The organism is Mycobacterium farcinogenes, from assembly GCF_019739075.1.
GTDB classification, from domain to species: Bacteria; Actinomycetota; Actinomycetes; order Mycobacteriales; family Mycobacteriaceae; genus Mycobacterium; species Mycobacterium senegalense.
This window is the reverse complement of record NZ_CP081673.1, coordinates 3212489-3236744: the sequence shown is the minus strand read 5'-3', so window position 1 is coordinate 3236744 and position 24256 is coordinate 3212489. Positions and strand designations below refer to the sequence as shown.

The 24256-nt window shown below is 67.4% G+C and carries 23 protein-coding genes; 8 read left to right on the top strand and 15 right to left on the bottom strand.

The genetic code is table 11. The features are described 5' to 3' along the window. Positions 1-101: 101 nt before the first annotated feature. The 6 genes from gcvH to secA2 all read right to left on the bottom strand — a co-directional run bounded on the left by gcvH (position 102) and on the right by secA2 (position 5726). Positions 102-497 (bottom strand): glycine cleavage system protein GcvH, encoded by a 396-nt coding sequence (gcvH, locus tag K6L26_RS15310; protein WP_019346059.1) that lies wholly within the window; start codon positions 495-497, stop codon positions 102-104. Positions 498-543: 46 nt separating this feature from the next. Continuing rightward, on the bottom strand, positions 544-1296 hold the full coding sequence (locus K6L26_RS15305; protein ID WP_043369003.1) for a DUF881 domain-containing protein: 753 nt from the start codon (positions 1294-1296) through the stop codon (positions 544-546). A 172-nt stretch (positions 1297-1468) separates the two neighbouring features. Then, positions 1469-1801 (bottom strand): small basic family protein, encoded by a 333-nt coding sequence (locus K6L26_RS15300; RefSeq protein WP_003882035.1) that lies wholly within the window; start codon positions 1799-1801, stop codon positions 1469-1471. A gap of 28 nt (positions 1802-1829) precedes the next feature. Next, positions 1830-2729: a DUF881 domain-containing protein gene (locus tag K6L26_RS15295; RefSeq protein WP_221850659.1), complete on the bottom strand. Its 900-nt coding sequence runs from the start codon at positions 2727-2729 to the stop codon at positions 1830-1832. After that, positions 2726-3358 carry a CDP-alcohol phosphatidyltransferase family protein gene (locus tag K6L26_RS15290; RefSeq protein WP_245008598.1) on the bottom strand — a complete coding sequence of 211 codons (633 nt, stop codon included), beginning with the start codon at positions 3356-3358 and terminating at the stop codon, positions 2726-2728. The genes K6L26_RS15295 and K6L26_RS15290 overlap by 4 nt, the downstream gene beginning before the upstream one ends. A gap of 10 nt (positions 3359-3368) precedes the next feature. Then, positions 3369-5726, bottom strand: a complete 2358-nt coding sequence (secA2, locus tag K6L26_RS15285; protein ID WP_043369002.1) for an accessory Sec system translocase SecA2 — start codon at positions 5724-5726, stop codon at positions 3369-3371. Positions 5727-5821: 95 nt separating this feature from the next. Here secA2 and K6L26_RS15280 point away from each other — a divergent pair, with 95 nt between their 5' ends. Beyond that, a complete protein-coding gene (locus K6L26_RS15280; protein ID WP_019346064.1) occupies positions 5822-7753 on the top strand; it encodes an ABC transporter ATP-binding protein/permease in 1932 nt (643 codons plus the stop codon). A gap of 32 nt (positions 7754-7785) precedes the next feature. Next, the gene (locus K6L26_RS15275) at positions 7786-9687 is read left to right on the top strand and encodes an ABC transporter ATP-binding protein/permease (RefSeq protein WP_064897209.1); all 1902 of its coding nucleotides are present in this window, start codon (positions 7786-7788) and stop codon (positions 9685-9687) included. On the opposite strand, the gene K6L26_RS15270 is transcribed toward K6L26_RS15275, so the two are convergent. From K6L26_RS15270 to K6L26_RS15245, 6 genes are all read right to left on the bottom strand, one after another. After that, entirely contained in the window at positions 9684-11171 is a 1488-nt protein-coding gene (locus tag K6L26_RS15270; protein ID WP_085141625.1) for an FAD-binding protein, read from the bottom strand. The genes K6L26_RS15275 and K6L26_RS15270 overlap by 4 nt on opposite strands. Further along, entirely contained in the window at positions 11168-11662 is a 495-nt protein-coding gene (locus tag K6L26_RS15265) for a VOC family protein (RefSeq protein WP_221850658.1), read from the bottom strand. The genes K6L26_RS15270 and K6L26_RS15265 overlap by 4 nt, the downstream gene beginning before the upstream one ends. 65 nt (positions 11663-11727) lie before the next feature. Then, the gene (locus K6L26_RS15260; RefSeq protein ID WP_047038423.1) at positions 11728-12426 is read right to left on the bottom strand and encodes an Rv1815 family serine proteinase; all 699 of its coding nucleotides are present in this window, start codon (positions 12424-12426) and stop codon (positions 11728-11730) included. 153 nt (positions 12427-12579) lie between these two features. Further along, positions 12580-13194: a LysM peptidoglycan-binding domain-containing protein gene (locus tag K6L26_RS15255; RefSeq protein ID WP_036387110.1), complete on the bottom strand. Its 615-nt coding sequence runs from the start codon at positions 13192-13194 to the stop codon at positions 12580-12582. A 208-nt stretch (positions 13195-13402) separates the two neighbouring features. Beyond that, on the bottom strand, positions 13403-14314 hold the full coding sequence (locus tag K6L26_RS15250; protein WP_085141626.1) for a sterol desaturase family protein: 912 nt from the start codon (positions 14312-14314) through the stop codon (positions 13403-13405). A gap of 30 nt (positions 14315-14344) precedes the next feature. Continuing rightward, a complete protein-coding gene (locus tag K6L26_RS15245) occupies positions 14345-15922 on the bottom strand; it encodes a carboxylesterase/lipase family protein (RefSeq protein WP_221850656.1) in 1578 nt (525 codons plus the stop codon). A 75-nt stretch (positions 15923-15997) separates the two neighbouring features. Between K6L26_RS15245 and K6L26_RS15240 the strand changes: the two genes are divergently transcribed. Together K6L26_RS15240 and K6L26_RS15235 are read left to right on the top strand one after the other, a co-directional pair. After that, positions 15998-16333, top strand: a complete 336-nt coding sequence (locus K6L26_RS15240) for a DMT family transporter (protein ID WP_085141628.1) — start codon at positions 15998-16000, stop codon at positions 16331-16333. Then, positions 16333-16662: a DMT family transporter gene (locus K6L26_RS15235; RefSeq protein ID WP_043370342.1), complete on the top strand. Its 330-nt coding sequence runs from the start codon at positions 16333-16335 to the stop codon at positions 16660-16662. The genes K6L26_RS15240 and K6L26_RS15235 overlap by 1 nt, the downstream gene beginning before the upstream one ends. Here the strand turns inward: K6L26_RS15235 and K6L26_RS15230 are convergent. From K6L26_RS15230 to K6L26_RS15220, 3 genes are read right to left on the bottom strand one after another with little or no spacing between them, the layout of a single operon-like run. Continuing rightward, positions 16615-17859 (bottom strand): MFS transporter, encoded by a 1245-nt coding sequence (locus K6L26_RS15230; RefSeq protein WP_085141629.1) that lies wholly within the window; start codon positions 17857-17859, stop codon positions 16615-16617. The genes K6L26_RS15235 and K6L26_RS15230 overlap by 48 nt on opposite strands. A gap of 29 nt (positions 17860-17888) precedes the next feature. Continuing rightward, a complete protein-coding gene (locus tag K6L26_RS15225) occupies positions 17889-18797 on the bottom strand; it encodes an SDR family NAD(P)-dependent oxidoreductase (protein WP_085141630.1) in 909 nt (302 codons plus the stop codon). After that, the gene (locus K6L26_RS15220; protein ID WP_036387100.1) at positions 18794-19402 is read right to left on the bottom strand and encodes a TetR/AcrR family transcriptional regulator; all 609 of its coding nucleotides are present in this window, start codon (positions 19400-19402) and stop codon (positions 18794-18796) included. Before K6L26_RS15220 ends, K6L26_RS15225 begins: the two co-directional genes overlap by 4 nt. Before the next feature lie 130 nt (positions 19403-19532). Between K6L26_RS15220 and malQ the strand changes: the two genes are divergently transcribed. From malQ to K6L26_RS15200, 4 genes are all read left to right on the top strand, one after another. Then, positions 19533-21674, top strand: coding sequence for a 4-alpha-glucanotransferase (malQ, locus tag K6L26_RS15215; RefSeq protein WP_221850654.1), 2142 nt, complete (start codon positions 19533-19535; stop codon positions 21672-21674). Positions 21675-21753: 79 nt separating this feature from the next. Then, a complete protein-coding gene (locus tag K6L26_RS15210) occupies positions 21754-22164 on the top strand; it encodes a hypothetical protein (protein WP_019346182.1) in 411 nt (136 codons plus the stop codon). Between the two features lie 68 nt (positions 22165-22232). Beyond that, entirely contained in the window at positions 22233-23132 is a 900-nt protein-coding gene (locus K6L26_RS15205) for a metal-dependent hydrolase (protein WP_019346183.1), read from the top strand. Positions 23133-23185: 53 nt separating this feature from the next. Further along, positions 23186-24253 carry a PDR/VanB family oxidoreductase gene (locus K6L26_RS15200; protein WP_208862468.1) on the top strand — a complete coding sequence of 356 codons (1068 nt, stop codon included), beginning with the start codon at positions 23186-23188 and terminating at the stop codon, positions 24251-24253. Positions 24254-24256 lie beyond the last annotated feature (3 nt).

Below are 24256 nucleotides of genomic sequence, written 5' to 3'. Positions count from 1 at the left end.
TCATTGGGTCCACCACCGCCGGATCCGATGGGGAAGATATCTGCGCGCCGGGTACGGCCCAACCGGTCTTGGCGACCGGCCCTCGAAACCCTAACAATTCCTTACTCGGTCACGGCGGCGCGGTAGCCGTCCGCGTCGAGCAAACCGGCCAGCGCGTCATCGAGGGCGCCCTCTTCGAGCCGCAGATCGACGAGCCAGCCTTCGCCATAGGGGTCGGAATTGACCAGCTCCGGGCTGCCGTCCAGATCGCCGTTGACCGCAACGACTTTCGCCGCCACCGGAGCGTACAGATCCGACACCGACTTGGTGGATTCGACCTCGCCGAAGGCGTCGCCGGCGGCCAGTTGGGCCCCGACGTCAGGAAGCTGCACGAACACCACATCGCCGAGTGCGGACTGGGCGTAATCGGTGATGCCGACGCGCACGGTGTCGTCACCGGTACGCAATACCCACTCGTGTTCCGAGGTGTAGTACAGGTCGGCTGGGATCTCGCTCACGGCGCTCCTAAGTTCGTGGAGTTGGTTGCTTTGCTCATTGTGAAGCTCATTTGACGGGCTGAGCGTATTGGCGTGGTTTCGGTTGCCGCAAGGCGGTCACGTCGACGCGCTCGGCCTGTTGTACCACCATCGTGCCGCCGACGCGCTTCACACTGTCCATTGCCCCGCCGGGAATGTTCATCGCGGCCGCCAGAGTCGGCGGATCCCCTATCGCCAGAACCGAATACGGCGGACGCAGCGTCGCGTCATCGACCGTGAGCTGCCCCGGTGGGCCGATGATCCAGGTGTCGAGGCCGACACGCACGGCGGACCCCTGATCGCCGCCGCGGATCTCGATGGCCTCGGCCCCGGCCGCGCGCAACTCGTTGATCACGTCGAGCATCGTCTCGGCCGGCACTCCTGGGGCGGTGTCTTCTATGGTGAGCGTCACTCCGGGGCCCGTCGCGGCCACCGTCCCGATCTGGATGGACAACGCCTCCAGCCGGGACTGGGCGTTCTCGATCGCGGCCTGATCGCTGCTGCCCGAGGCCTGCAACTGCTGCAGGGTCCGCTGCAGATCGGATACCTCGGTGTTGAGTGAGGCTTCACGTTGCTGCAGGGAATCGAGCAGCACCAGCAGATCCGCCGGCCGCGCGGTCTCCAGCGAATCCCCCGACTCGTTCTGGCGCACCTGTGTGACGATCGCCATGCCGAGCAGGACGCACAGCAGTACCCCGAGGCCGCCGAACACGAGCTGTGAACGGCTGCGGCGCACGATCCGCAGGTTGCGGAATCGGCGCGGCGCGACGTCGGCGGGCATCTCATGGCGGCCGTGGTGCTCGGCGTGGTGGTCAGGCTTGTGTTCCGGTGCGGCCGCAGGCTCGGCCGCCGGCTCGGATTCGGGCTCCGGCCGGGCTTCGGGCGCATCCGGCTCGGCGGCGCCCGCCTGCGGATCCGGCTGGGCCGGTGGCTTGGACTCGGGTTCGCTCATGTCAGGCGCCGAACAACCTGCGCCGCAGCGCGGCGGCATTGCCGAAGATCCGGATGCCGAGCACCACGATGATCGCCGTCGACAACTGGGTGCCGACGCCCAGCTGATCACCGACGTACACGATCAGCGCCGCCACCAACACGTTGAACACGAACGACACCACGAACACCTTGGCGTCGAATATCCGCTCAAGATAGGCACGTAACCCGCCGAAGACCGCGTCCAGGGCCGCCACCACCGCGATCGGCAGGTACGGCTCGACGAACTCGGGGACGCTCGGGTGAAACACCAACCCGAGCACGATCCCGACGACCAGCGCGACGATCCCGATCATCTAACGGTCAATCCTGTGCACGTCAGGCCTATCCAATCTGTTTGGCGAAGTTGACATCCCGTACCGACACCGCGGGCACGGTCAGCCCGTCCCCCGCGCTCACGTTCACCCCGACTCCGTAGGAAGTCTCCAACAACCGAAGCCGCTGCAGCCCCGGAGTGCGGTCGAACGTATCGGCCATCCCCTTCGGCGGTCCGATCGCCACAATGACATACGGACTCGTGATCGGCTGGTTGTCGACCAGAATCCCGCCACCCGCCTGCCGGATCGTGACACCCGCGCCGACCCGCACGCCGCCCACCGAAACCGCCTCCGCGCCACTGGCCCACAGTGAATTCACCACCAGCTGCAGGTCCCGGTCGAGGATGATCTGCTGGCCGCCGGCAACCCGCTGTTTCGACACGTCGCTCAGATCTTTGGACAGGCCGGGGTCGGTGACGGTGACGGTCAGGCCGGGGCCGATCATCGGGATCGCGGCAGCCTGGATGTTGGCCGTGTCCAGGCTGCCGAGCAGGCGCTGGCCGTTCTCGTCCATTCCGAGCCTGCTGCGCCGCTCGGCGTCCAGCTGATCGCCCAGTGCGTCGCGCTCGGCACCGGCCTTGTCGGCACCTATCTGAGCCGCCCGGACTCTCCCGGCCAACGTGTGCTGGGCTTCCCTGGCGGCCGGGGCCGCTGTCTGGGCCTGACCGGCGGCCACCGCGATCACTATGGCGATGGCGGCGGCCCCGGCCAACGACCACGCGATATCGGTGACCCGCCGGCGCGGCCGGTCACCGGCCTCGCGGGCCGCGGCGGCCGCGGCATAGCCGGGGTCGAGGTGCTCCGACAGCAGCGACCGCAACAGCGAGGGCAGCGGAATTCGCTTGGGGGCGTTGGCCTCATGATGGTTCAGCCCGGCTCCCGACTCGTAGCCGCCCAGCGTGCTCATCGGCTCTGGACGGGAAGTTGTCGCACCACCATCGTCACCTGGATCAGGTAGAGCACCGCCGACCACAGGTACAGCGCCACGCCCCACAGCAGGAAGGCCCATCCACCGGCCAGCGCCACCCGGCTCCACGTCGCATCCCACTGGCCCAGCAGCACCCAGGGGAAACCCGACATCAGGGCGAACGTGGCGGCCTTGCCCAGATACGTCACCGGCAGCGCCGTCAGCCCCCGGCGGCGCAGCAGCGGCAGCGTGGCGGCGAGCACGAGGTCGCGGCCCAGCAGGGTCAGCACCAACCACCACGGCACCACGCCGTAGCACGCCAGCGCGACCGGAACCGTGACCATGTAGATGCGGTCGACGAGCGGATCGAGCAGCTCACCGAGCCGTGACGACTGATTGTCGACCAGCCGTGCGATCTTGCCGTCAGCCCAGTCGGAGAAGCCGCTGAACATCAGGACCGCGACGGCCCAACCGTTGGCGTGCGCGCCGAACAACAGCCACAGGAACACCGGCACCAGCACCAGGCGCAGCACACTGAGCGCGTTGGGCACGGTGAGTACCCGATCCGGCCCGGGTGGGGCGGCCCGACTCGTTGCGCTCCTGCCCTCGGGAGCAGGCGCGTGGTCCATGCCCTAAAACCTAGCGGAACACACCCGGCAGGCTCAGCGCCGACATGGTGTCGTCGTTGAGCGGATTGTCGTGAACCATGTACGTCCACGTCGAGGTCGGCCGCGCGAGCTTGGACAGGTCGATGCCCGGCTCGGCCTCGATTTCCTCCGCGGTGTCGAAAGTCTGCTGGGCGGCTTCGATGGCATCGGCGGCCAGCGAGGCGAACGCGTCGACGGCCATCCGGTGGAACTCGTCGAGCGGGTTCTGCCGACCCAACGCCCGCAAGTGGATGCTCTCCCGGATGTCGGCGAGGAACGCCAGATGATCGCACCAGCCCCGGTCCAGGTGATACAGCATGATCAGCCGGCAGATCTTCTCCAGCTTCTCCTCGCCGTCCTCCCCCAGGTCTTCGGCCAGCTTGGCGTAGCGCTCGGGTGACCGGGCCTTCAGCTCCTGGCGTGCGGTGTCGGTGCGCAACAGGGTTTCGCGACGGTCCACGATGATGGCGCGTTGCTGCGCGATCAACTGGTTGTAGCGCCAGGTGTTGGCGTGCACGTCGAGCAGCCTGCCCTCGGCGACGCGTTGGGCATGGTCGAGCAGCCCCGCGGCCTTGGGCGCGGTGATGCGGCCGTCCTCGTCGGTTTCTCCTGGCAGCTTGGTGTCGTCCAGGTGGGACGCGACCACCTCGTCCTCCCAGCTGGAGAAGAACACCGTCGAGCCGGGGTCACCCTGACGGCCGGCGCGCCCGCGCAGCTGGTTGTCCAGACGTTCGGTGTGGTGACGGCCGGTCCCGACGACGTGCAGCCCGCCGAGTTCGGCCACCTTCTGCTTCTCCTCCGAGTCGTCGGCGGCGTCGGATCCGCCCAGCCGGATGTCGGTGCCGCGACCGGCCATCTGGGTGGACACCGTGACCGAGCCGAGCTTGCCCGCCTCGGCGATCACCGCCGCCTCTTCGGCGTCGTTCTTGGCGTTGAGCACCACGGCGGGCACCCCCGCCTTGACCAGCCTGCGGTGCAGGTCCTCGGATTCGGCGACGTCGTGGGTGCCGACGAGGATGGGCTGACCGGTCGCGTGGACCTCGGCGATGTGCTCGACGATGGCCTGGTTCTTGGCGGCCTCGGTGAGGTACACCCGGTCGGTCTCGTCCTCGCGGATGTTGGGCTTGTTCGGCGGGATCGGCGACACCCCGAGCTTGTAGAACTGGCGCAGCTGCTCGCCGGCGGCCAGCGCGGTGCCCGTCATGCCGCACACCGTCGGGTAGCGGTTGACCAGCGCCTGCACCGTGATGGTGTCGAGCACCTCACCGGTCTCGGTGGTCTCGATGCCTTCCTTGGCCTCGACCGCGGCCTGCAGGCCGTCCGGCCAGCGCTGCAGCGAGGCGATCCGCCCGCGGGACGCGTTGATCAGATGCACCGCACCGTCGCGGACGATGTAGTGCACATCGCGCTGCAGCAGCACGTGCGCGTGCAATGCGACGTTGATCTCGGTGAGCGTGGTGGCGACGTGCTCTTCGGAATACAGGTCGATGTTGCCCAGGCGGGCCTCGAGGCGGCGCGCACCCGCTTCGGTGAGGTGCACGTTGCGGTTGTCGTCGTCGGTCGCGAAGTACTCGTCGGAATCGGTTCCGCTGATCAGCTCGCCGACCATCTGGATGATCTCGACGCGCGGCTGTTCGCGGTGGCTGGTGCCGGCCAGCACCAGCGGCACCAGTGCCTCGTCGACGAGTACCGAGTCGGCCTCGTCGATCAGGGCCACATCAGGGTTCGGCGACACGAGGTCGGCGACATCGGTGACCAACTGATCGCGCAGCACGTCGAAGCCGATCTCGTTGACCGAGGCGTAGGTGACGTTGCACTCGTAGGCCTTGCGTCGCTCCTCGGCGGTGGAGTCGGCGGTGATCCAGCCGACGGTGAGCCCCAGTGCTTCCAGCAGTGGGGTCATCCACTCGGCGTCGCGCCGGGCCAGGTAGTCGTTGATGGTGATGACGTGGACGTGCCTGCCGCCGATGGCATAGCCGGCCGCGGCGATCGCCCCGGCCAGGGTCTTGCCCTCACCGGTGGCCATCTCGACGACGTCGCCGGCCAGCATGCGCAGCGCTCCGAGCAGCTGCACGTCGAACGGTCGCAGACCGGTGGTCCGCTCGGCGGCTTCGCGGGCCAGTGCCAGGAACTGCGGCATGTCCGCGGACGCGGCGAGATCCTCCAGTTGGAGCAGCTTGGCGGCCTTGGTGAGCTGCTCGTCGTCGAGCCCGGCGGCCTTGTCCTCGAAGCCGGCTGCTCCCTTGACCTCTGAGAGCGACCGCGCCTGATTCCGCTCGGTACTGGCCCCCAGTAGCTTCCAGAACTTGCTGCTCACGCGGCCCGGTTTGGCGCTGGACGTCTTTGGCACATGTTCACGTTACGCGGGCGCGGCGAGTGTCCGGCGAGCACGCCCGGCAGCCCGGCGCACAGCCGCATCCCGATTGGTCGGGGTACTTTGCCCGCATGGAGATGTTCAGCCCGACCCTCGACTGGGGCAACGAGCTCGTGACGTCGCTGGTGTGGATCGCCAAAGCCTGGCTGATCGCCGCGGTGTGCGCCCTGGTCATCCTGATCCTGCTCGCCCGACTCACCACGTGGGGCAGGCAGTACTGGCGCATCACCAGCGGGTACTTCACCGGTCGCGACAGCGTGATCGTGTGGGCCTGGCTCGGGGGGCTTCTGTTGTCGGTCATCACCGGGGTACGACTGGCGGTGTTGTTCAGCTACCAGGGCAACGACATGATGACCAGCTTCCAGGTGATCGCCGGTGGCATCTCCAGCGGCAACGAGGCCGTGAAAGTGTCGGGCAAAGACGGCTTCTGGCTGTCGCTGGCCGTCTTCGCGCTGCTGGCCGCGATCCATATCGCCCGCATCATGCTGGACATCTACCTGGCCCAGCGGTTCATGCTGCGCTGGCGCGCCTGGCTGACCAGCCGGCTCACCGGTGACTGGCTGGACGGCAAGGCCTACTACCGCACCCGATTCATCGACGACACCATCGACAATCCCGACCAGCGCATCCAGGCCGACATCGACACGTTCACCGCGGGCATCGACTCGCTGCCGAACCGGCCGAGCGCCGGCTCGACGAGCACCCTGCTCTTCGGCTCCATCTATTCGGTGGCCTCGATGATTTCGTTCACCGCGATTCTGTGGAACCTGTCCGGTGAGGTGACCGTGCCCCTGATCGGCATCGACCTACCGCGGGCGATCTTCTGGATCGGCGTCGTCTACGTCCTGCTCGCCACGGTGGTGGCGTTCTGGCTCGGCCGGCCGATCATCCGGCTGGCCTTCGACAACGAGAAGTACAACGCGGCCTTCCGCTACGCGCTGGTGCGGCTGCGCGACGCCTCCGAAGCGGTGGCCTTCTACCGCGGGGAGCTCGCCGAGCGTTCAGGCCTGCGAAAACTGTTCGCGCCGGTGGTCGCGAACTACCAGAAGTACATCAACCGGATGGTCAAGTTCCTGGGCTGGAACAACTCGATCGACCAGGCCCAGGAGCTCATCCCCTACATCGTGCAATTCCCGCGGTTCTACAGCGGGGAGATCACCCTGGGCGCGCTGAACCAGACCGCCAGCGCTTTCCGCAGTCTGCTCGACGGGTTGTCCTTCTTCCGCAATGCCTACGACCAGTTCGCCGGCTACCGGGCCGCGATCATGCGCCTGCACGGGCTCGTGGTGGCCAACGAAGAGGCCAGGGCGCTGCCGGAGGTGTCCACCCTGCCGTGTGTGGACGGCACGGTGAAGCTCACCGACGTGGAGGTCCGCACACCTGACGGCAGGCAACTCATCAAGCCGCTGGATCTGCACCTGCAGGTCGGCGACACGCTGGTGGTCACCGGCCCGTCAGGCAGCGGGAAGACCACGCTGCTGCGCAGTCTTGCCGAACTGTGGCCGTTCACGTCCGGCACGCTGACCCGGCCCTGCGGTCCCAACGAGACGATGTTCCTCTCCCAGTTGCCGTACGTGCCGCTGGGCGATCTGCGCGCCGTGGTCAGCTACCCGGGCGAGGAATGCTCGGTCGACGACGAGACCCTCGCGCGGACACTGGAAGAAGTCGCCCTGGCGCATCTGGTTCACCGGCTCGACGAGGTCCAGGACTGGGCCAAGGTGTTGTCTCCCGGTGAGCAGCAACGGATCGCGTTCGCCCGCATCCTGCTCGTCAAGCCCAAGGTGGTCTTCCTCGACGAGTCCACCTCGGCGCTCGATGAAGGGCTGGAGTACCTGCTGTATCAGCGGGTGCGCACCGAGCTGCCGGACACCATCCTGGTCAGCGTCAGCCACCGCAGCACGGTCGAGCAGCACCACACCCACGAACTCGAGCTGCTCGGGGACGGCGAATGGCGACTGGGCCGGATCGACGACGACGCGACCGGCCTGGTCAAGCAACCCTGATGCAGCGATGATTCCCGGTAGCTTCGGCGGGTATGGAGATGTTCACCCAGTCACTGGACTGGGGCAACGAGATCCTCGCGTCGCTGGTCTGGGTCCTCAAGGCCTGGGTGATCGGCGCGGTGGCACTGGTCGCCGTCGCGGCCGTGCTGGCTCGCGTCACCACGTGGGGCCGTCAGTTCTGGCGGGTCAGCGGAGCCTATTTCGTTGGGCGCCAAAGCATTCCGGTGTGGGCACTGCTCGCGCTGCTGCTCTTGTCGGTGATGCTCTCGGTGCGGATGGACGTGCTGTTCAGCTACTACGTCAACGACCAGACCACAGCACTGCAGGTGGCGTTCTCCGGCGCCGGGTCGGGCGACGAAGCGGTGCGCCGCTCGGGAATTGACGGGTTCTGGCACTCGATCGTGATCTTCGCGATGTTGGTGACCGCCGACATCACCCGCACGCTGCTCGACCTGTATCTCATGCAGTACTTCATCATTCGCTGGCGAGTCTGGCTCACACACCGACTGACCAACGACTGGCTGGATCAGCGGGCCTACTATCGCGGCCGATTCATCGGGGGTTTCGGCGGCACCCCGATCGACAATCCGGATCAGCGGATCCAACAGGACATCGACGTCTTCACGACCGGCACCGGACCCGAGACCAACACACCGACTGTCGCCACCGCACAGACCCTGGTGTTCGGATCGGTGTACTCGATCGTCTCAGTTGTCGCGTTTACGCCGATCCTGTGGAACCTCGCCGGGCCGTTGACGATTCTCGGGGTCACCGTACCCAAGGCGTTGTTCTGGATCGCCCTGCTGTGGGTGGCGGTCACGACGGTCGTGGCGATCTGGATCGGCAGGCCGATGATCCGTTTGACGTTCCGCAACTCGCTGACCAACGCGGCGTTCCGCTACGCGCTCGTGCGGGTCCGGGACGGCGCCGAAGCCGTCGGCTTCTATCACGGGGAACGTACCGAACGCGGCACGCTGGCAAATCGATTCACCGAGGTGATCGCGAACTACCGCAGGCTCGTGCTGCGCGGGGTCGCATTCCTCGGCTGGAATCGGTCCATCAACCAGATCATCGACCCACTGCCGCTGATCATCCAAGCGCCGCGGTTGTTCGCCGGTCACATCACCTACGGCGATGCCCTGCAGTCGGCGAGCGCGTTCAACAATGTGCAGAGCTCGCTGAGCTTCTTCCGCTCGGTGTACGACGCGTTCGCCGGATACCGAGCCGCCATCATCCGCCTCGACGGCCTGGTCACCGCGAACGAACAGGCAAGGGTGCTACCGCGATTGGCCACCGCGGTGAGCACCAACGGCGGGCTCGAGTTGGAGGATGTCGAGGTGCGCTCCCCCGATGGTGAGCGGCTTCTGCACGACCTCGACATGCAACTGGCTCCCGGTGATTCGTTGGTCATCACCGGGCCGTCCGGCACCGGCAAGACGACGTTGCTGCGCAGCCTGGCGCGGCTGTGGCCGTACGGATCCGGCACGGTGCGCTTTCCCGAGCAGGGCGAGGTGATGTTCCTGTCGCAGCTGCCTTACGCCCCGTTGGGCGATCTGCGCACGGTGGTGTCCTATCCGGCGCCGGTGGGTACCTACGGCGACGAGGAGATCCGGGCCGCACTCGAAGCGGTCGCGCTGGGAAACCTGACGTCCCGACTGGACGAAGATGCCGATTGGGGAAAGGTGCTGTCCCCGGGCGAACAACAGCGGATCGCGTTCGCCCGGGTGCTGCTGGCCAAGCCGCCGGCGGTGTTCCTCGACGAGGCCACCTCGGCGCTCGACGCCGGTCAGCAGCACGCGCTGTACACGTCCCTGCGCACCGCGTTACCCGACTGCATCGTGGTCAGTATCAGCCACCGCGACAGCGTCAACCGGTTCCACGACCGTCGCCTGGAACTGCTCGGCGACGGTCGGTGGAGCCTCCAGCCCGTCTAGCGCGCCGCCGCGTGCGTACCGGCGCGGCGCCCGAAGAACGATCCTTCGCCCAGTTGCACGCCGCTGGCGTATCCCTGGCCGTCCTGAGCGATGTTGGACGCGCAGGCGCCCGCCGCATACAGGCCGTCGATGACACTGCCGTCCTCGCGCAGCACCTCGCCGTCGAGCGACACCGTCAGCCCGCCCATGGTGAAACCCGAGTACATGGCGACACCGAGCGACAGGTCGAAGGCCGCGTACGGACCCGTGTCCTGTGCGGCGAGGTAGTCGGGCTGCTTGTGGAAGTCAGGGTCCTCACCGTTGGCGGCGTTCTTGTTGTAGCGCTCCAGCGTCGCCGCGAGGTTGCCGGCCGGAATCTTCAGTGCCTCTTCGACTTCGGCGATGGTCTCGTACCCGTCGATGAACTGGATCAGCGGCATGGCCGGCATCTCCATGTGCGCCTCGTCCACGATGAGGTACGCCTGCTGATCGGGTTGCTGCAGGACGAACGCCGAGGTGCGGGAATGGTAGGAATCCTCGGCGACGAACCGCTGCCCCTGGTTGTTGACGATGACGCCGGTCAACAGGATCTCCGGCGGGTAGGCCGCGGCGGTGATGAACAGCTGATCCATGCCGTTGGCGACCCCGCCGGCCGCGACGCCCATCCGGATCCCGAGGCCGTCGTCGTTGGGGTTGCCCAGGATGTAGGGTTCGACCTCGCCGTGGTGCTTGGTGCGGCGTTTCTTGCCGAGTGCCGGCGTGTATTCGGCGACCATCTCGGGATTCATCGCGAAGCCGCCGGCGGTGATGATGACGGATTTGGCTTTGATACAACCGGTTTCGCCGAAGTGCTTCCATTTCACCCCGACGACCGTGCGCTGCTGCGGAGCACCTTCGACGATCAGGTTGGTGGCCCCGACCTCGTAGCGGATCGTGACCCCCAGGGACTCGGCGCGTTTGAGCAGGAGGTCGATCACCATCGCCGCCCCACCCAGCTCTCCCGGTACCGGGACCGAGTGTCCGCGCGGCGCCGGCTCGGCCTGTTCGATGAACGGCCACACCTTCTCGTTGCCGGTATAGGACAATCCCTCGGTGCCCGGTGGCACGACCACCTTGCCCGGGTAGAAGCTGCGCTCGAACTGGAAGCCGAGTGCCTCAAGCCAATTGAAGTGTTCGACGCTGCCGTCGCAGTAGGCACGGATCTTTTCCAGGTCGGGCTCACGCGAAACCGCCACCAGGTACTTGTACATCTCGTCGGCAGTGTCGGGGTGCCCCGTCGCCTCTTGTACGGCCGTGCCGCCGCCGAGATAGAAGTGTCCGCCGGCCATCGCGGTGGTGCCGCCGGCCGCGGCCGCCTTCTCCAACACCAGGACCCGGGCGCCCTGCGCCGCCGCGCTGACGGCTGCGCAACCTCCGGCGATGCCGAACCCGACCACCACGACGTCGTACTCGTCGGACCACGATTCGACGTGCGCGGCCTCCACGACTTCGGGGATTTCCTTCACTGCTGCTCCTGTTTCACGTATTCGAAGAACGCCCGGATTTCGGGCGGAATGTAAGCGATCTCCAGATAAGGCACCCCGGCGGCGGCGGCCGACAGGTAGGCGAACCTCATGCCTCCCGGCATCTCGCCTTGGCACACCACGGGTGTCCCGTCGCCTTCGGCATCCCGCAGTTTGGCGTCGAACGCATGCACGTCGGCAGCCTCTATACAGATGTGATGCAGGCCGGCTCCGTGCCGGTCGAGGAATTCGGTGTAGACGCTCTGCCCACTCACCGGCGCGATCAACTCCAGTTGGGTGTCGCCTGCGTAGCTCAGGGATATGTCGGCCACGAAATTAGCGGGCCGGCCGCGGTAACTGCAAGTCTCGGCGCTGAAGTGCACCGCGGGCATGCGCACCCACCGGCGCGCCCTCAGCAAGGAGGTCAGCGCCTGTTCGGTGGCATCCAGATCTGCGGTGACCCACGCAATCTGGACAGGTGTCTGATCGAGCATCGCCATGAGAATATCGCCCCCACGGCACGAAAGCTAGAACGTGTTCTAGTTCTGCGAGTCGCCGGTCAGGGCTGTCCGACGAGGTTCGACACCTCGCCCGAGAGCGGGGCTCCGTCACTGCGCGCCTGCCCGCTGGCGTTCTGCCACGATACGGCGGCCGGATAGTTTCCCCACGTGCTGTTGAACATCCCGACAATGGCAGCCCGGCCGTCCGGCGTGATCACATAGACCGGGCCCCCGGAGTCACCTTTCTGACTGACCACGCCGTTGGCCATGGTGAACCACCCGTTGTTGACGGCCTGGACGGTGCCACAGCTTTCCCCGGTGACCACGCCGAAATGGCAGACCGGAGCCCCGGCGGTCGGCACCACCGCGGGGTCCTCGACCAGCATCCGCCCACCCGGCAGGATGTTGTTCACCACGACATCGCCGGCGAGTTGAATCGTCTCCCAGTCGGAGATCATGTGATTGGTGTCGACAGTGGCACCGTCGGGCGTGTTGTCCCGGAAGGCGCCCATGTGCCCGATGAAGTTGCCGTCCCGGTCGCCCACCGACCCACCGCCACGACAATGTCCCGCGGTGAAGCCGACGCGACTCGCCGGGTCGACGAAGCCCAGCGTGCAGACGTTGGTGCCCTGCCGAATCTCCATTCCGGGGTACACCAGCGAACCCGCCGCGGCAGCCGTCGGCGCCGGACATACCAGCAGCCCGGCCACCGGCACCCCCGCCATCGCCCGCATCACCCCACCAAGCCACCTCTGCACGGCCGGCCTCCCTCGCTATCGGACGTGGTGAACGTCACCCTACCGACTTCAATATCGGTCGAGCGGCAACTTCGTTACCGGGAGTACCCGTATCGACGTGCCGAAAACGACGACGGCCCGGACCAGTGGCCCGGGCCGTGCGCCTGTTCGACGTCAGGGAATCGTCAGAACCTGGCCCGGGTGAATCAGGTCAGGGTTGGCGATGCCGCTGGCATCGGCGATCTGCTGGTACTTGTTGCCGTCGCCGTAGAACCGCTCGGCGATCGCCCACAGGGTGTCACCGGAGACCACGGTGTAGGTCCGCGGCTCGGGTGCCGGCGGGGGTGGCGGCGGCGCGGCCGGCTCGGGCGCGGCGGCCGGTGCGGGCTCTTCCACAGCGGCCGGTGCCACCTCGGGCTCGGGCGCGGCAGCCTCGGGCGCCGGTGGCGGCGGCTCGGTGGTGTCGGTCTTGGACGACCAGGCCGGTCCGTCCGCGGCGTACAGCACCAGGTTGCGGTCATCCTGGAGAACGAGCTTGACGTCCTTCTTGCCCTTGGTGTCGGTGTGCCACACCGGCTTCTCGGGCGTGTACAGCACGAAGTTGCCGTCGGTCTGCACCTCTGCCCGCACGACGTCCTGGCCGTTCGTGGAAGTCGACCAGACCGCTTCGTCGCGTGCGTACAACACGAGGTTGCCATCATCCTGCAACGTCAGCGTGTATGCGCCGTTGTTGGAGGTGAGCGACCCCCCCTTCTCCAGCTTCTGTCCTTCGGTCAGTGTGTCTCCCACGCATTGCCCCTTTCTGGACGCTGATCCGGGTGGTACACCCGGTTCAGTCGACCTTACTGATTTGAGGTTTGCTTTGGTGCTATTCGGCTCGGCCCGAATTCAAACGTCACACAAACAGTGGGGAACACCGGCAGTTTCGCCGGCGCCGGGCCCGAATAGCAGACGGCGTCAATTCTCGTGTCGGCCAATGGTTGTGAGGAAAGCGGACCTATGCCACCGCCTGTGATTCGCGGGTCCCGGCAGGCTGCCAGCCCGGTGGACCGAAGATGAAACCCAACCGGTCACGTAGGCGGGCGGCCCGCCGCACGTCGCGAGCGATCGCTACGTATTCGTGGGACTGCAACTTCCAGATGTTGAACGTTTCCACCGGCTTGGTCAGCCCGTAGTGCGGCCGGAACACCTCCGGCTGGAAGGTGCCGAACATCCGGTCCCAGATGATCAGGATGCCGCCGTAGTTGCGATCCAGGTACAGCTGGTCGCGCCCGTGGTGTACACGATGATGCGACGGGGTGTTGAAGATGAATTCGATTGGCCGCCATAGTTTTCCGACGCGCTCGGTATGCACCCAGAACTGGTAGACCAGGTTCAGCGAGAAGCTGACGAACACCAACCACGGCGGGATACCGAGCAGCGGCAGCGGAATCCAGGCCAGGATCTCGCCGCTGTTGTTCCACTTCTGCCGCAGGGCCGTGGCGAAGTTGTAGTACTCACTCGAATGGTGGGCCTGATGCGTCGCCCAGATCAACCGCACCCGGTGCGCCACGCGGTGGTAGGCGTAGAACAGGAGGTCGACCCCGACAATCGCGATTACCCAGGTGTACCACCGGTTTCCGGGCAGATGCCACGGTGCCAGGTACGCATAGATGGCCGCATAACCCAGCAGCGCCAGCAGTTTCCACCCGGCGGTGGTCAGGATCGACACCAAGCCCATCGAGATGCTCGCCCACGCGTCGCGGGCGCTGAACGCACCGGCGGGCGCCCGCTCGGATTCGATATGTTCCAGCCGGCGTGCCGCCACCCACTCCACCGTGAGCAACACCAGGAAGAACGGGATCGCGAAGAACACCGGGTCCCGCATCGGGGGCGGTAGAAAGTCCAGAACGGACCTGATGGTGTCCATGTCGGTGCCTTTGTCTCAGCGGATCTGCGCTTACCGGAAATTGAGGATCTCGTTGCCCCAGGTCGCGTGCAGATCGCGGTCCAGGTCTGCGACGGTCTTGTCCTGTTTGTCTATCACCAGAGTGGCCCGGTCCTCGCGGCGGTAGGGCCGCCACACCGGCTCGCCCGGCGCCCCGGACGGCTGCCCGGTGGCGGCGAAGTTGACCCAGCGGCGACGCACTCGCCGCGACACCGCACGCCCGTGCTTGAGCCCACCCAGCTTGAACGTCGGATCCTTCGGCCCCGCAACGAGATTGCCCCAGACGTAAGGCAACTCGGTGGCATGGGCGGCGCCGAGCCGCAGCAGCCGCAGCATCGGTGTGGTGAAGTCGAAGCGGTACAGGTGCACCGGGGCGACCGCGCTGTGCCCCTCGGCGAACCAGAGGGTCGGCATGCGGAAACCGATGTCGCGTGCCATTCCCAGACCGATCGCCTTCGGGCGTAAGCCCGCATAGGCAGACGTGATCTGGGCTTCGGTCGGCAGTTGTAGGCCAGGTTGTTCGGCCGCGATCGCGGCGAACATCGATCGCAATGCTCCGGGTGTGATCGGCATGAGCGGGGACTTCATCCACCGGAACACCGTGGCTTCGTGTTCGTTGGTCCCGATGATCAGCGGAACCGGGTGGGTGCGCCCCTGCCTCGCCGCGGCCACCGGATAGTCCGGGACCACGTCGCCGTCGACGATGGGCGCGAAGGCCAGCACTCCCGGCGACTGGCTCGGCACCGCGTCGTACACCGCCTTGGCGGCGGCCAGGATGGCGGGCATCGGGGTGCCGGACAATCGCCCGACCTCGTCGTCGATTCCAAGGTGCTCAAGGAATTGAGCGGCCACCGAGCGGGACCGCTCGGCGTCGTACACCGAGGTTGCCGGGGAACTCTGCGCGATGGCCGCACCGAACAGTCCTTCGGCGGCCGGGCTGGCCAGCAGCGTGGTGACGATGCCACCGCCGGCCGACTCTCCGAACAGCGTCACCCGGTGTAGGTCACCGCCGAACGCGGCGATGTTGTCGCGTACCCACTGCAGGGCGAAGAGCACATCGCGCAGCCCGAGGTTGGTGTCGAAGCGAAGTCCCTTGGCGCCGGGCCGCCCGTTGAACTGGGACAGGTCCAGGAAGCCGAACGGGCCGAGCCGGTAGTTGACGGTGACCACCACGGCGTCACCCTCGGCGGCCAGAACCGAACCGTCGTAGAGCGGCTGGCTTCCCGAGCCGAGGACGTACGCGCCCCCGTGGACCCAGACCATGACCGGTTTGCCGTCGCCGGCCTCGGCCCGGCTCGGCGCCCATATGTTGAGCACCAAACTGTCTTCGCCTTGCCGGCCACCGAGATCGAGCGGGATCCTCGGATCGGTGAGCTGCGGGCACACCGGCCCGGGTGCGATCGCGTCGGTGAGTTCCTTGCGGTGACCGGGTGGTTGCGGTGACCGCCAGCGCAGCTCACCGGCCGGCGCGGCGGCGTACCGAATGCCGAGCCACCGCTTGACCGATCCGTCGTCAGTCCCGCGGACCGGGCCGTATCCGGTCTCGGCGACCGGCCGACCCCTGGTGTGGGTAGGTGTCGGATCGGTCATGCGGACTCCTCGGCCAAGCTGGGCGAACTCCCCCACGGTACTCATCGCGGCCGACGGCTCGGATAAGTTGGTCCGGTGCGAACCTGGGCGTTGTTGTTTGCGGCCGTCGCCACCGAAGTCAGCGCCACCCTTTCTCTGCGCGCGTCCCAGGATCACTCGGCATGGCTGGTGTTGGTGGTGGCCGGCTATCTGGCCGCATTCGTGTTGCTGACCCTGGTGTTGCGGGCCGGCATGGCCGTCGGAGTCGCGTACGGCATCTGGGGTGCGCTGGGCACCGCGGCGACGGCCGTGCTGGCGGCGGTGCTGTTCGGTGACCCGTTCACCTGGCCGATCGTGGCCGGGATCGGTTTGATCATCGCGGGGGTGCTGCTGGTCGAGCTCGGGTCGCACCCGCGTGAGGCCGAATCATGATGTGGCTGGCGCTGATCGGGGCGATCCTGGTGGAGGTGTTCGCCACGCTCGGGCTGCGGGCATCCGACGGTTTTCGCCGCAAGGCCTGGATCGTCCCGGTGATCGCCGGATACGTGACGTCGTTCTATCTGTTGTGGCTGGCCTTGTCGTTGGGCGTGCCGGTGGGCATCGCCTACGGCATCTGGACGGCGTGTGGGGTCGCCCTGGTGGCGGTCATCGCCCGGTTTCTGTTCGACGATCCGCTGACGCCGGTGATGCTGCTCGGCATCGCGCTGATCGTGTCAGGTGTGTTCACCATCGAGCTCGCCGGTGTCGCCTCGGCGCACTGAATCGGACCCCGGTTTTCGGGGCAACACCCCGGCCAGCAGCGCCGCCAGCACGCCGGCTACAGGCACCGCGACCAGACCGGCCCGCAATCCCGCGGCGTCGGCAACCAGCCCGACCAGCAGTGGTGCTCCGAAGAAGCCGACGCGCATGAGCCAGGTGACCACGGTCAGTCCGGTACCCGGGCGCAACCCGGGCAACTGATCGGCGCCGTGCATGGCAGCGGGCACCAGGGTGGCCACGCCCAAACCCGCGAGCGCGAAACCGGCGATCGTGGTGGCGACCGTCGGGAACGCCAGCGCGCATCCCATGCCGGCGGCGGCGATGACGCCGCCGGTGCGAGCCACGGCGGCTTCGCCGAACCGGTCGACCAGCCGGTCTCCGGACAGGCGCCCGACGAACATGAACGCGACCAGGGCGATGTAGCCGAACACGGCCAGCGCCGGCGGCGCGTACAGCGTATCGCGCAGATACAACGTGGCCCACGAGCTTCCGGAATCCTCAACCGTGGCACCGGCTATGGCGATCAGTACCAGCGCCGACAGGATCAGGTACACCCGCGGCCCGGCCTTGGCGCCGGCCGTGGCGTGTGCGGCCGGGTGGTTGTCATGGTCGGGGCCGGGCAGCAGGTAGCGGTAGGCCGCCAGGGCTACCGCGCTGAGCAGCCCGCCGACCACCGCGAGATGAATCCCCCGCGGGATTGCCAGCGCGATCGCCGCGGCACCGGTGAGTCCGCCGAGGATCGCGCCCGCTGCCCACACCGCGTGCAGGGAGTTGATGATCGAGCGACCGTGTTCGCGTTGCAGCCGCAGCCCGTGCGCGTTCTGCGCGACGTCGACCACCGAATCGCATGCCCCGGCCAAGAACAGGGCGCCGGCGAACATGAGCGGGCTTCCGGCGACGCCGGCTCCGACGACGAAGGCGGCAAGGGCGACGGTGCCGATGACGGCCACCCGAGCGCTGCGGAACCGCCGAATCAGGGTCGCGGCGGTCAATCCGGCCACCAGGGCTCCGCCGGAGAACGACGCGACGGCCGCGCCGTATACCGCGTTGCCCAGGTGCAGATCGGTTTTGATCTCCGGATAGCGCGGCAGCAGATTGGCGAAGACGGCCCCGTTGGTCAGAAACAGCGCCCCCACCGCGATGCGGGCCCGGCGTAAGGCCGCGGTATCGCGATGTTCTGAGACCGACCTGGAAGCCACTGAGGCGACACTACTGCGGTCGGGAGTCGCTAGCCGACGGCCGCCACCAACCGTTCGCTGACCTGCCACAGGTCGGCCGCCTTGGCGCGGTCGTAGGAATCGCGTGAGGAGCGGATCGGCCTGGCCCCCTCGAAGTAGGCCCCGGTGACATCGGCGAGGGCGGGATCGGCGACGAGGGCGGCCAGATTGGCGCCCGACCGGCTGGTGCTGTTCACATTGGGCAGCAGGCGTAGTGCCGGCATGAGCAGGCGCCAGGCCAGCCGTTGGATGCTGCCGTAGTCTCTGGCCAGCCCGGAGCCCGGCATCAGGCCCGGGTCGAATGCGTTGACGGTGATCCCGCGGGCCCCGTGTCCGAGCCGCCGGTCCAGCTCGTAGCTGAAGAGCACATTGCAGAGCTTGGAGGTGGTGTAGCGCCGTCTGCCCTCCTCACCGGTGAGGCCGTCCGGCGGAGGGCTGAGCAGATCGTCGGCGCAGCGGTATCGCGGCGCGGGCATACCCGTGAACTTGTCCGGATCGTGGGTGCCGCTGCTGACCACCACGATCCGGGCCGGGACCGTCACGGCGTCCAGTAGGTGCTGCGTGAGGGCGAAATGACCGAGATGATTGACGCCCCAAGTCAATTCGTATCCCTCCGCCGTGGTGTGGCTGCCGCCGACGAGTTGCAGCCCGGCGTTGCAGACCAGCGCTTTGAGCGGCGGAATGTCCAGTTGCCGGGAGCTGTCGGCGAATTGGCGCACCGACCGCAGAGATGCCAGGTCGAGTTCGGCGACAGTGGTGCGTCCGGGACAGCCGAGCCGGGCCGCGGCATCGGCGCCTCGTCGGGTGTCGCGCACTGCCAGCACCACATGCCAGCTGGGGTCTGATTCCAGAAGTGCGCGCGCACATTCGAATCCGAGCCCGGTGTTGGCACCGGTGATGATCGCGGCCTGGCCGGTCATTTTTCCTCCAGCAGTATGGGGACGAGGGCGGTGACGGCCTGCCACAGCCGCTGGTACATGCGGGCGATGTCGGCGGTGTCGGGCTCGAAGTGTCCGGCGAAGAACACGCCGTCGGACTGGGCGACGGCGAACGCGGTGAGTTCGGCGACCACTCGCTCGGCCCGGCCGGCCGGCAGATCTGCCGGCAGCTGGCTGCGCACGGCGTCGGCGAACCGGGAGATCGCGGTGTCCCGCACGCGGCGCACCACGGCGGTAACCGTCGGGTCGTCGCTGCGTTCCAGGGACAGCAGGTAGAGGATGCGCAGGAACTCAGGGCGCTGTGCCTGCAGGTCCGCCAGCACCGCCAACTGGTTGTCGATGCCGGCACCGCCCGGGATGGCGGCGAAGAATCGGTCGGCTCCGCGCTCCATCACCGCGGCGAGCACGCCGTCCTTGGAACCGAAATGCCAGTAGATGGAGCTGGCCGGTAAACCACAGGCCTTGCGGATGTCACTGATCGAGGTGGCGGCGTACCCGCGGGTGGCCATCAGCCGCTCGGTGGCGTCGAGGATCTGTTCCCGCGAGCCGGTGCCCTGCTGTTGCCGTTTGGTACCTGGAGTCGTCACGACAGCCAATCTGTAAGGATCGTTACAGACAGACTATGGCGTTCACCCACACCGCGCCAGGGAAGGCCGAACCCGCTGGCCCCGCGATGTCGACTCACGCGATCGCGTTCTGGGCCCCAAGATTGATCTCATGACCTCTACGTCACCGGCCCTGCTGGAATTGGCCCGCCGCTACGGTGTGGCCGCCGAGTTCGACGACTGGACCGGCCGGCGTACCGCCGTCTCGGAATCCACGCTGGTGGCAGTGCTCGAAGCCCTCGGCGTGCCGGCCGGCACCGAGCAGGAGCGCGCCGAAGCCCTGGCCGCCCACGACCGGCAGTACTGGCAGCGCTCCCTGCCGCCCATCGTGCTGGGCCGGGCGGGCGTGCCGTCGAGCTTCTGGGTGCACGTCACCCACGGGGATCCGGTCGATCTCACGCTGCACCTCGAGGACGGCACCGAACGCCGGGGGCTGCGACAGCTGGAGAACCACCGGCCCCCGTTCGACCTCGGGGACCGGCTGGTCGGCGAGGCCACGTTCGAGCTGCCGGCAGACCTGCCGCTGGGTTATCACCGGCTGCGCTTGCGGGTCGGGGAGTTTCACACCGAGACCCCGGTGGTGACCTCCCCCGCCACCGTCGGGCTGCCCACCCGGCTGGGTGAGCGGCGCGCCTGGGGCCTGGCCACCCAGCTCTACAGCGTTCGCTCGCAAAGATCCTGGGGCATAGGCGATTTGACTGATCTTACCGATCTGGCGGTGTGGTCCGCCGCCGAACACGGCGCCGGCTTCATCCTGGTCAACCCGCTGCACGCGGCCGCTCCCACCGCGCCGATGGAACCCTCGCCCTATCTGCCCACCTCGCGACGCTTCGTCAATCCGCTCTATCTGCGGGTCGAAGCCATCCCGGAGTTCGCCTCGGTGCGTCACCGCGGCCGCATCCGCGCGCTGCGCGCGACGCTGAACAAGCGGGCCGACCGCAATTCGACCATCGACCGCGATGCCGCCTGGCAGGCCAAACGCGCTGCGCTGGAAGAGGTCTACCGAGTCGAACGCTCGGCGGGACGGGAGCTGGCGTACGCCGCCTACCGGCACCGGCAGGGCCCCAGCCTCGACGATTTCGCGGTCTGGTGCGCACTGGCCGAACAGCACGGTGCGGACTGGCACGGCTGGCCGCAGGCGCTACAGCATCCGGCCAATCCGGAAGTGGCCGAATTCGCGGCAGCCCATCCGCGGGCCGTCGACTTCCACCGCTGGTTACAGTGGCTGCTCGACGAGCAGCTCACCGCCGTCCAGGCCACCGCGGTTCAGGCCGGGATGGAGGTGGGGGTCATGAGCGATCTGGCGGTCGGTGTCGATCCCGACGGCGCCGATGCCTGGGCCCTGCAGGATGTGCTGGCGCTCGGAGTGACCGCGGGGGCACCGCCGGACGAGTTCAACCAACTCGGTCAGGACTGGTCCCAGCCGCCGTGGCGGCCCGATCGTCTCGTCGAGCAGGCCTATGAACCGTTCCGTGCGGTGGTCAACATGGCGCTGCGGCATTCGGGCGGGGTACGCATCGACCACATCATCGGAATGTTCCGGCTGTGGTGGATCCCGAAAGGCGCGGCACCCACCGAAGGCACCTATGTGCGCTACGACCACGACGCGATGATCGGCATCATCGCGCTCGAGGCGCACCGGGCGGGCGCCCTGGTCGTCGGCGAGGATCTCGGCACGGTCGAGCCATGGGTGCGCGATTACCTGCGCGAGCGTGGCTTGTTCGGCACCTCGATACTGTGGTTCGAGTCCGACCAGTCCGGTGGGCCGCTGGCCGCGGAACGGTGGCGCGAGTACTGCCTGTCCTCGGTGACGACGCACGATCTGCCGCCGACCCCCGGATATCTGGCCGGTGAACACGTCCGGTTGCGGGAGCAATTGGGGTTGCTCACCCGGCCGGTCGATCAAGAACTGGCTGCCGACCGCAGCGCCCAGGCCGCCTGGCTCGACGAGTTGCGCCGGGTCGGGTTGCTCGGGCCCGATCCGGATACCGATCAGGTCGTTGCGACGCTGTACCGCTATCTGGGCCGCAGCCCGTCGAAACTGCTCGCGCTGTCGCTGGCCGACGCGGTGGGTGACGTGCGCACCCAGAATCAGCCCGGCACCACTGACGAATACCCGAACTGGCGGATCCCGCTGGCGGGCCCCGACGGTCGACGGCTGCTGCTCGAGGACGTGTTCGTCGATCCGAGAGCGGGCGCGTTGTGCGACGTGATGGCCTCGATCACCGGTCGTCCCGGCCAGGCGCGGATGTAACGCTGCCGGCGTCTCCTCCGGTTTCACAAACGTCTCAGCTGCGATATGTTCGCAACCGCACCCGACTGACGGAGTTCACGTGAAGAAGCTTGTTGCGCTGGGCGGCGGACTGCTCGCCGCCGGTTCGATCGCCCTGTTGGCCGCGGGTACCGCCACCTCGCAGCCGACCTCGGCATCGGTCAACGTGGTCGGCGAGCCCTATATGAAGGCCCTGGCGATCCTGAAGAGCCAGGGCATCAAGGCCACCTTCGGCGGCTCGTTCGGTAGCGCCCTGCCACAGGCCGAGTGCCTGGTGGACTCTCAGAAGGTCAACTCCAGCGGCAAGATGATCCTGATGCTCGATTGCAGCGATGCTGCCGCCGAGCAGAGTGCGGATTCGGCCGTCCCGGGCGGCCCGAGGGTCGGCAGCAACGGGGTTACGACGGTCACGCCGACGCCGGTGGTGCCGATCGCCGGGGCGCCGGGCGCGGGCACACCGCCGCCGGCCTGACCCGATACCGCCGTTCCCACCTAAATCCGTACACTACTGAGAGTCCACTCATCCCAGGGAGGCTCTCGATGTTGCGTCCGTTGCGGTTCGACCACGAGATCGACCCCGGCCCGGTACAGATCCAGGCCCGCAAGGTCCATTTCGATCTCGATGACATCCCGTTGCACTGGATTCCCGGGCATCCCGTCGCGTCGTCGATGGTCAATCTGTTCAACGTGGTCCTGCCGGTGGCCGAGCACTGGTTCGTCGCGACGTTCAACGAAGCGTTGCCCTACGTGCGCGATCCCAAGCTCGCCGACGACATGCGCGGGTTCATCGGCCAGGAAGCCACCCATGCCGAGACGCACGATCAGGTGCTCGACAAGTTCCTGACCGGTCACGGGGTGGATTACCAGCCGGTGCTGTCGCTGGTCGAGCACGTGTTCACCAGGACGCTGGCCCCGTCGGACTCCCCCGATCCGCGCCGCAGGCTGGCCAACCTGTGCGACCGCTTGTGGCTCATCGCCGCGATCGAGCACTACACGGCGGTGCTGGGCGACTTCGTGCTGAACTGCACCTGGGAGGACCACGGCGCCGACCCGACGATGACCGACCTGTTCCGCTGGCACGGCGCCGAGGAGGTCGAGCACCGTAGCGTCGCCCACGACGTCGCCGTCTACTTCCAGGACAGCTATTTCAGCCGGGTGCGGGCGATGTCGATCGCCGCGACGGCGGTGTATCTGTTCTTCCAGCGCGGTTGCTGGGCCATGGTCAAGAGCGACCCCACCCTCGACATCGGCTGGTGGCGGATGAACAAGATGCGCATGCGCGATTCCAAGCTGGGACTGCTGCCGAAGTTCTCCCGGATGTTCGGCTCCAACACCCTGGCCTACTGCCGGCCGGGTTTCTCGCCGGAGGAGATGGGTTCGACAGCCCAGGCGGTCGCTTATCTCGCGAGTTCCCCCGCGGCGCGGGCCGCGCACCTGTGACGGGGTCCGCCGTGCCGAGCCTGTTGTCCCGCTACCGCCGGCTGCCGCCGAGTATGTCTGGCCGATTCCGGCATGACCCGATGCTGGGCGCGGCCGGGGCGGCCATCGCGACCATCTGGACGGTGGGCCGGCTGGTACGACGGCCGAGTCCGCCGCCGGAGCTGGACCGCACGATAACGCTGACCGTGACGGGCCGGGAAGTGGTCGCCCACGATCAGGATGTGATCGCGCTGACCCTGGCCGCGGCCGACGGCAGCACGCTGCCGCAGTGGTTCCCCGGTGCACACATCGACCTGCACCTGGCCAGCGGCCGGGTTCGCCAGTACTCATTGTGCGGCGATCCCGCCGTGTCCGACTCCTATCGAATTGCGGTACGGCGCATACCCGACGGCGGTGGCGGCTCCGTCGAGGTGCATGACAGCCTTCAGGTCGGCAGTCGGGTGAGCACCCACGGCCCGCGCAACGCGTTCGCTCTCACAGTGCCCGGCTACGGGTCACCGACTCAGCGATTCCGTTTCATCGCAGGCGGAATCGGCATCACCCCGATCCTGCCCATGCTCGGGCTGGCCGAGCGGTTGGGTGTCGACTGGTCGATGGTGTATGCCGGACGCAGTCGTGACAGCTTGCCGTTCCTGCACGAGCTCGACCGGTTCGGCGGCCGCATCGAGATCCGTACCGACGACGTCGACGGGCTGCCCAGCGCCGACGAGCTGCTCGGCGATTGTCCCGACGGCACCACGGTGTACGCCTGTGGTCCTGCCCCGATGCTGACCGGGATCCGGGCCGCACTCATCGGGCGTGACGACGTCGAGCTGCATTTCGAGAGATTCGCGGCGCCACCGGTTGTCGATGGTGCGGAGTTCTCGGTGACGATCGCCTCGACCGGCGCCGAGGTGACGGTGGGAGCCGACGAGACCTTGCTCGCCGCATTGGGCCGGGCCGGGGTCAGCGCACCGTACTCGTGTCAGCAGGGTTTCTGCGGAACCTGCCGTATTCGGGTCACCGACGGGTCTGTGCAGCACCGCGATACGTTGCTGACCGACCCGGAGCGTGCCGCAGGCTACCTGCTGACCTGCGTTTCGCGGGCGGAGGCCGGGCACCGGCTGACGCTCGACCTCTGAGCC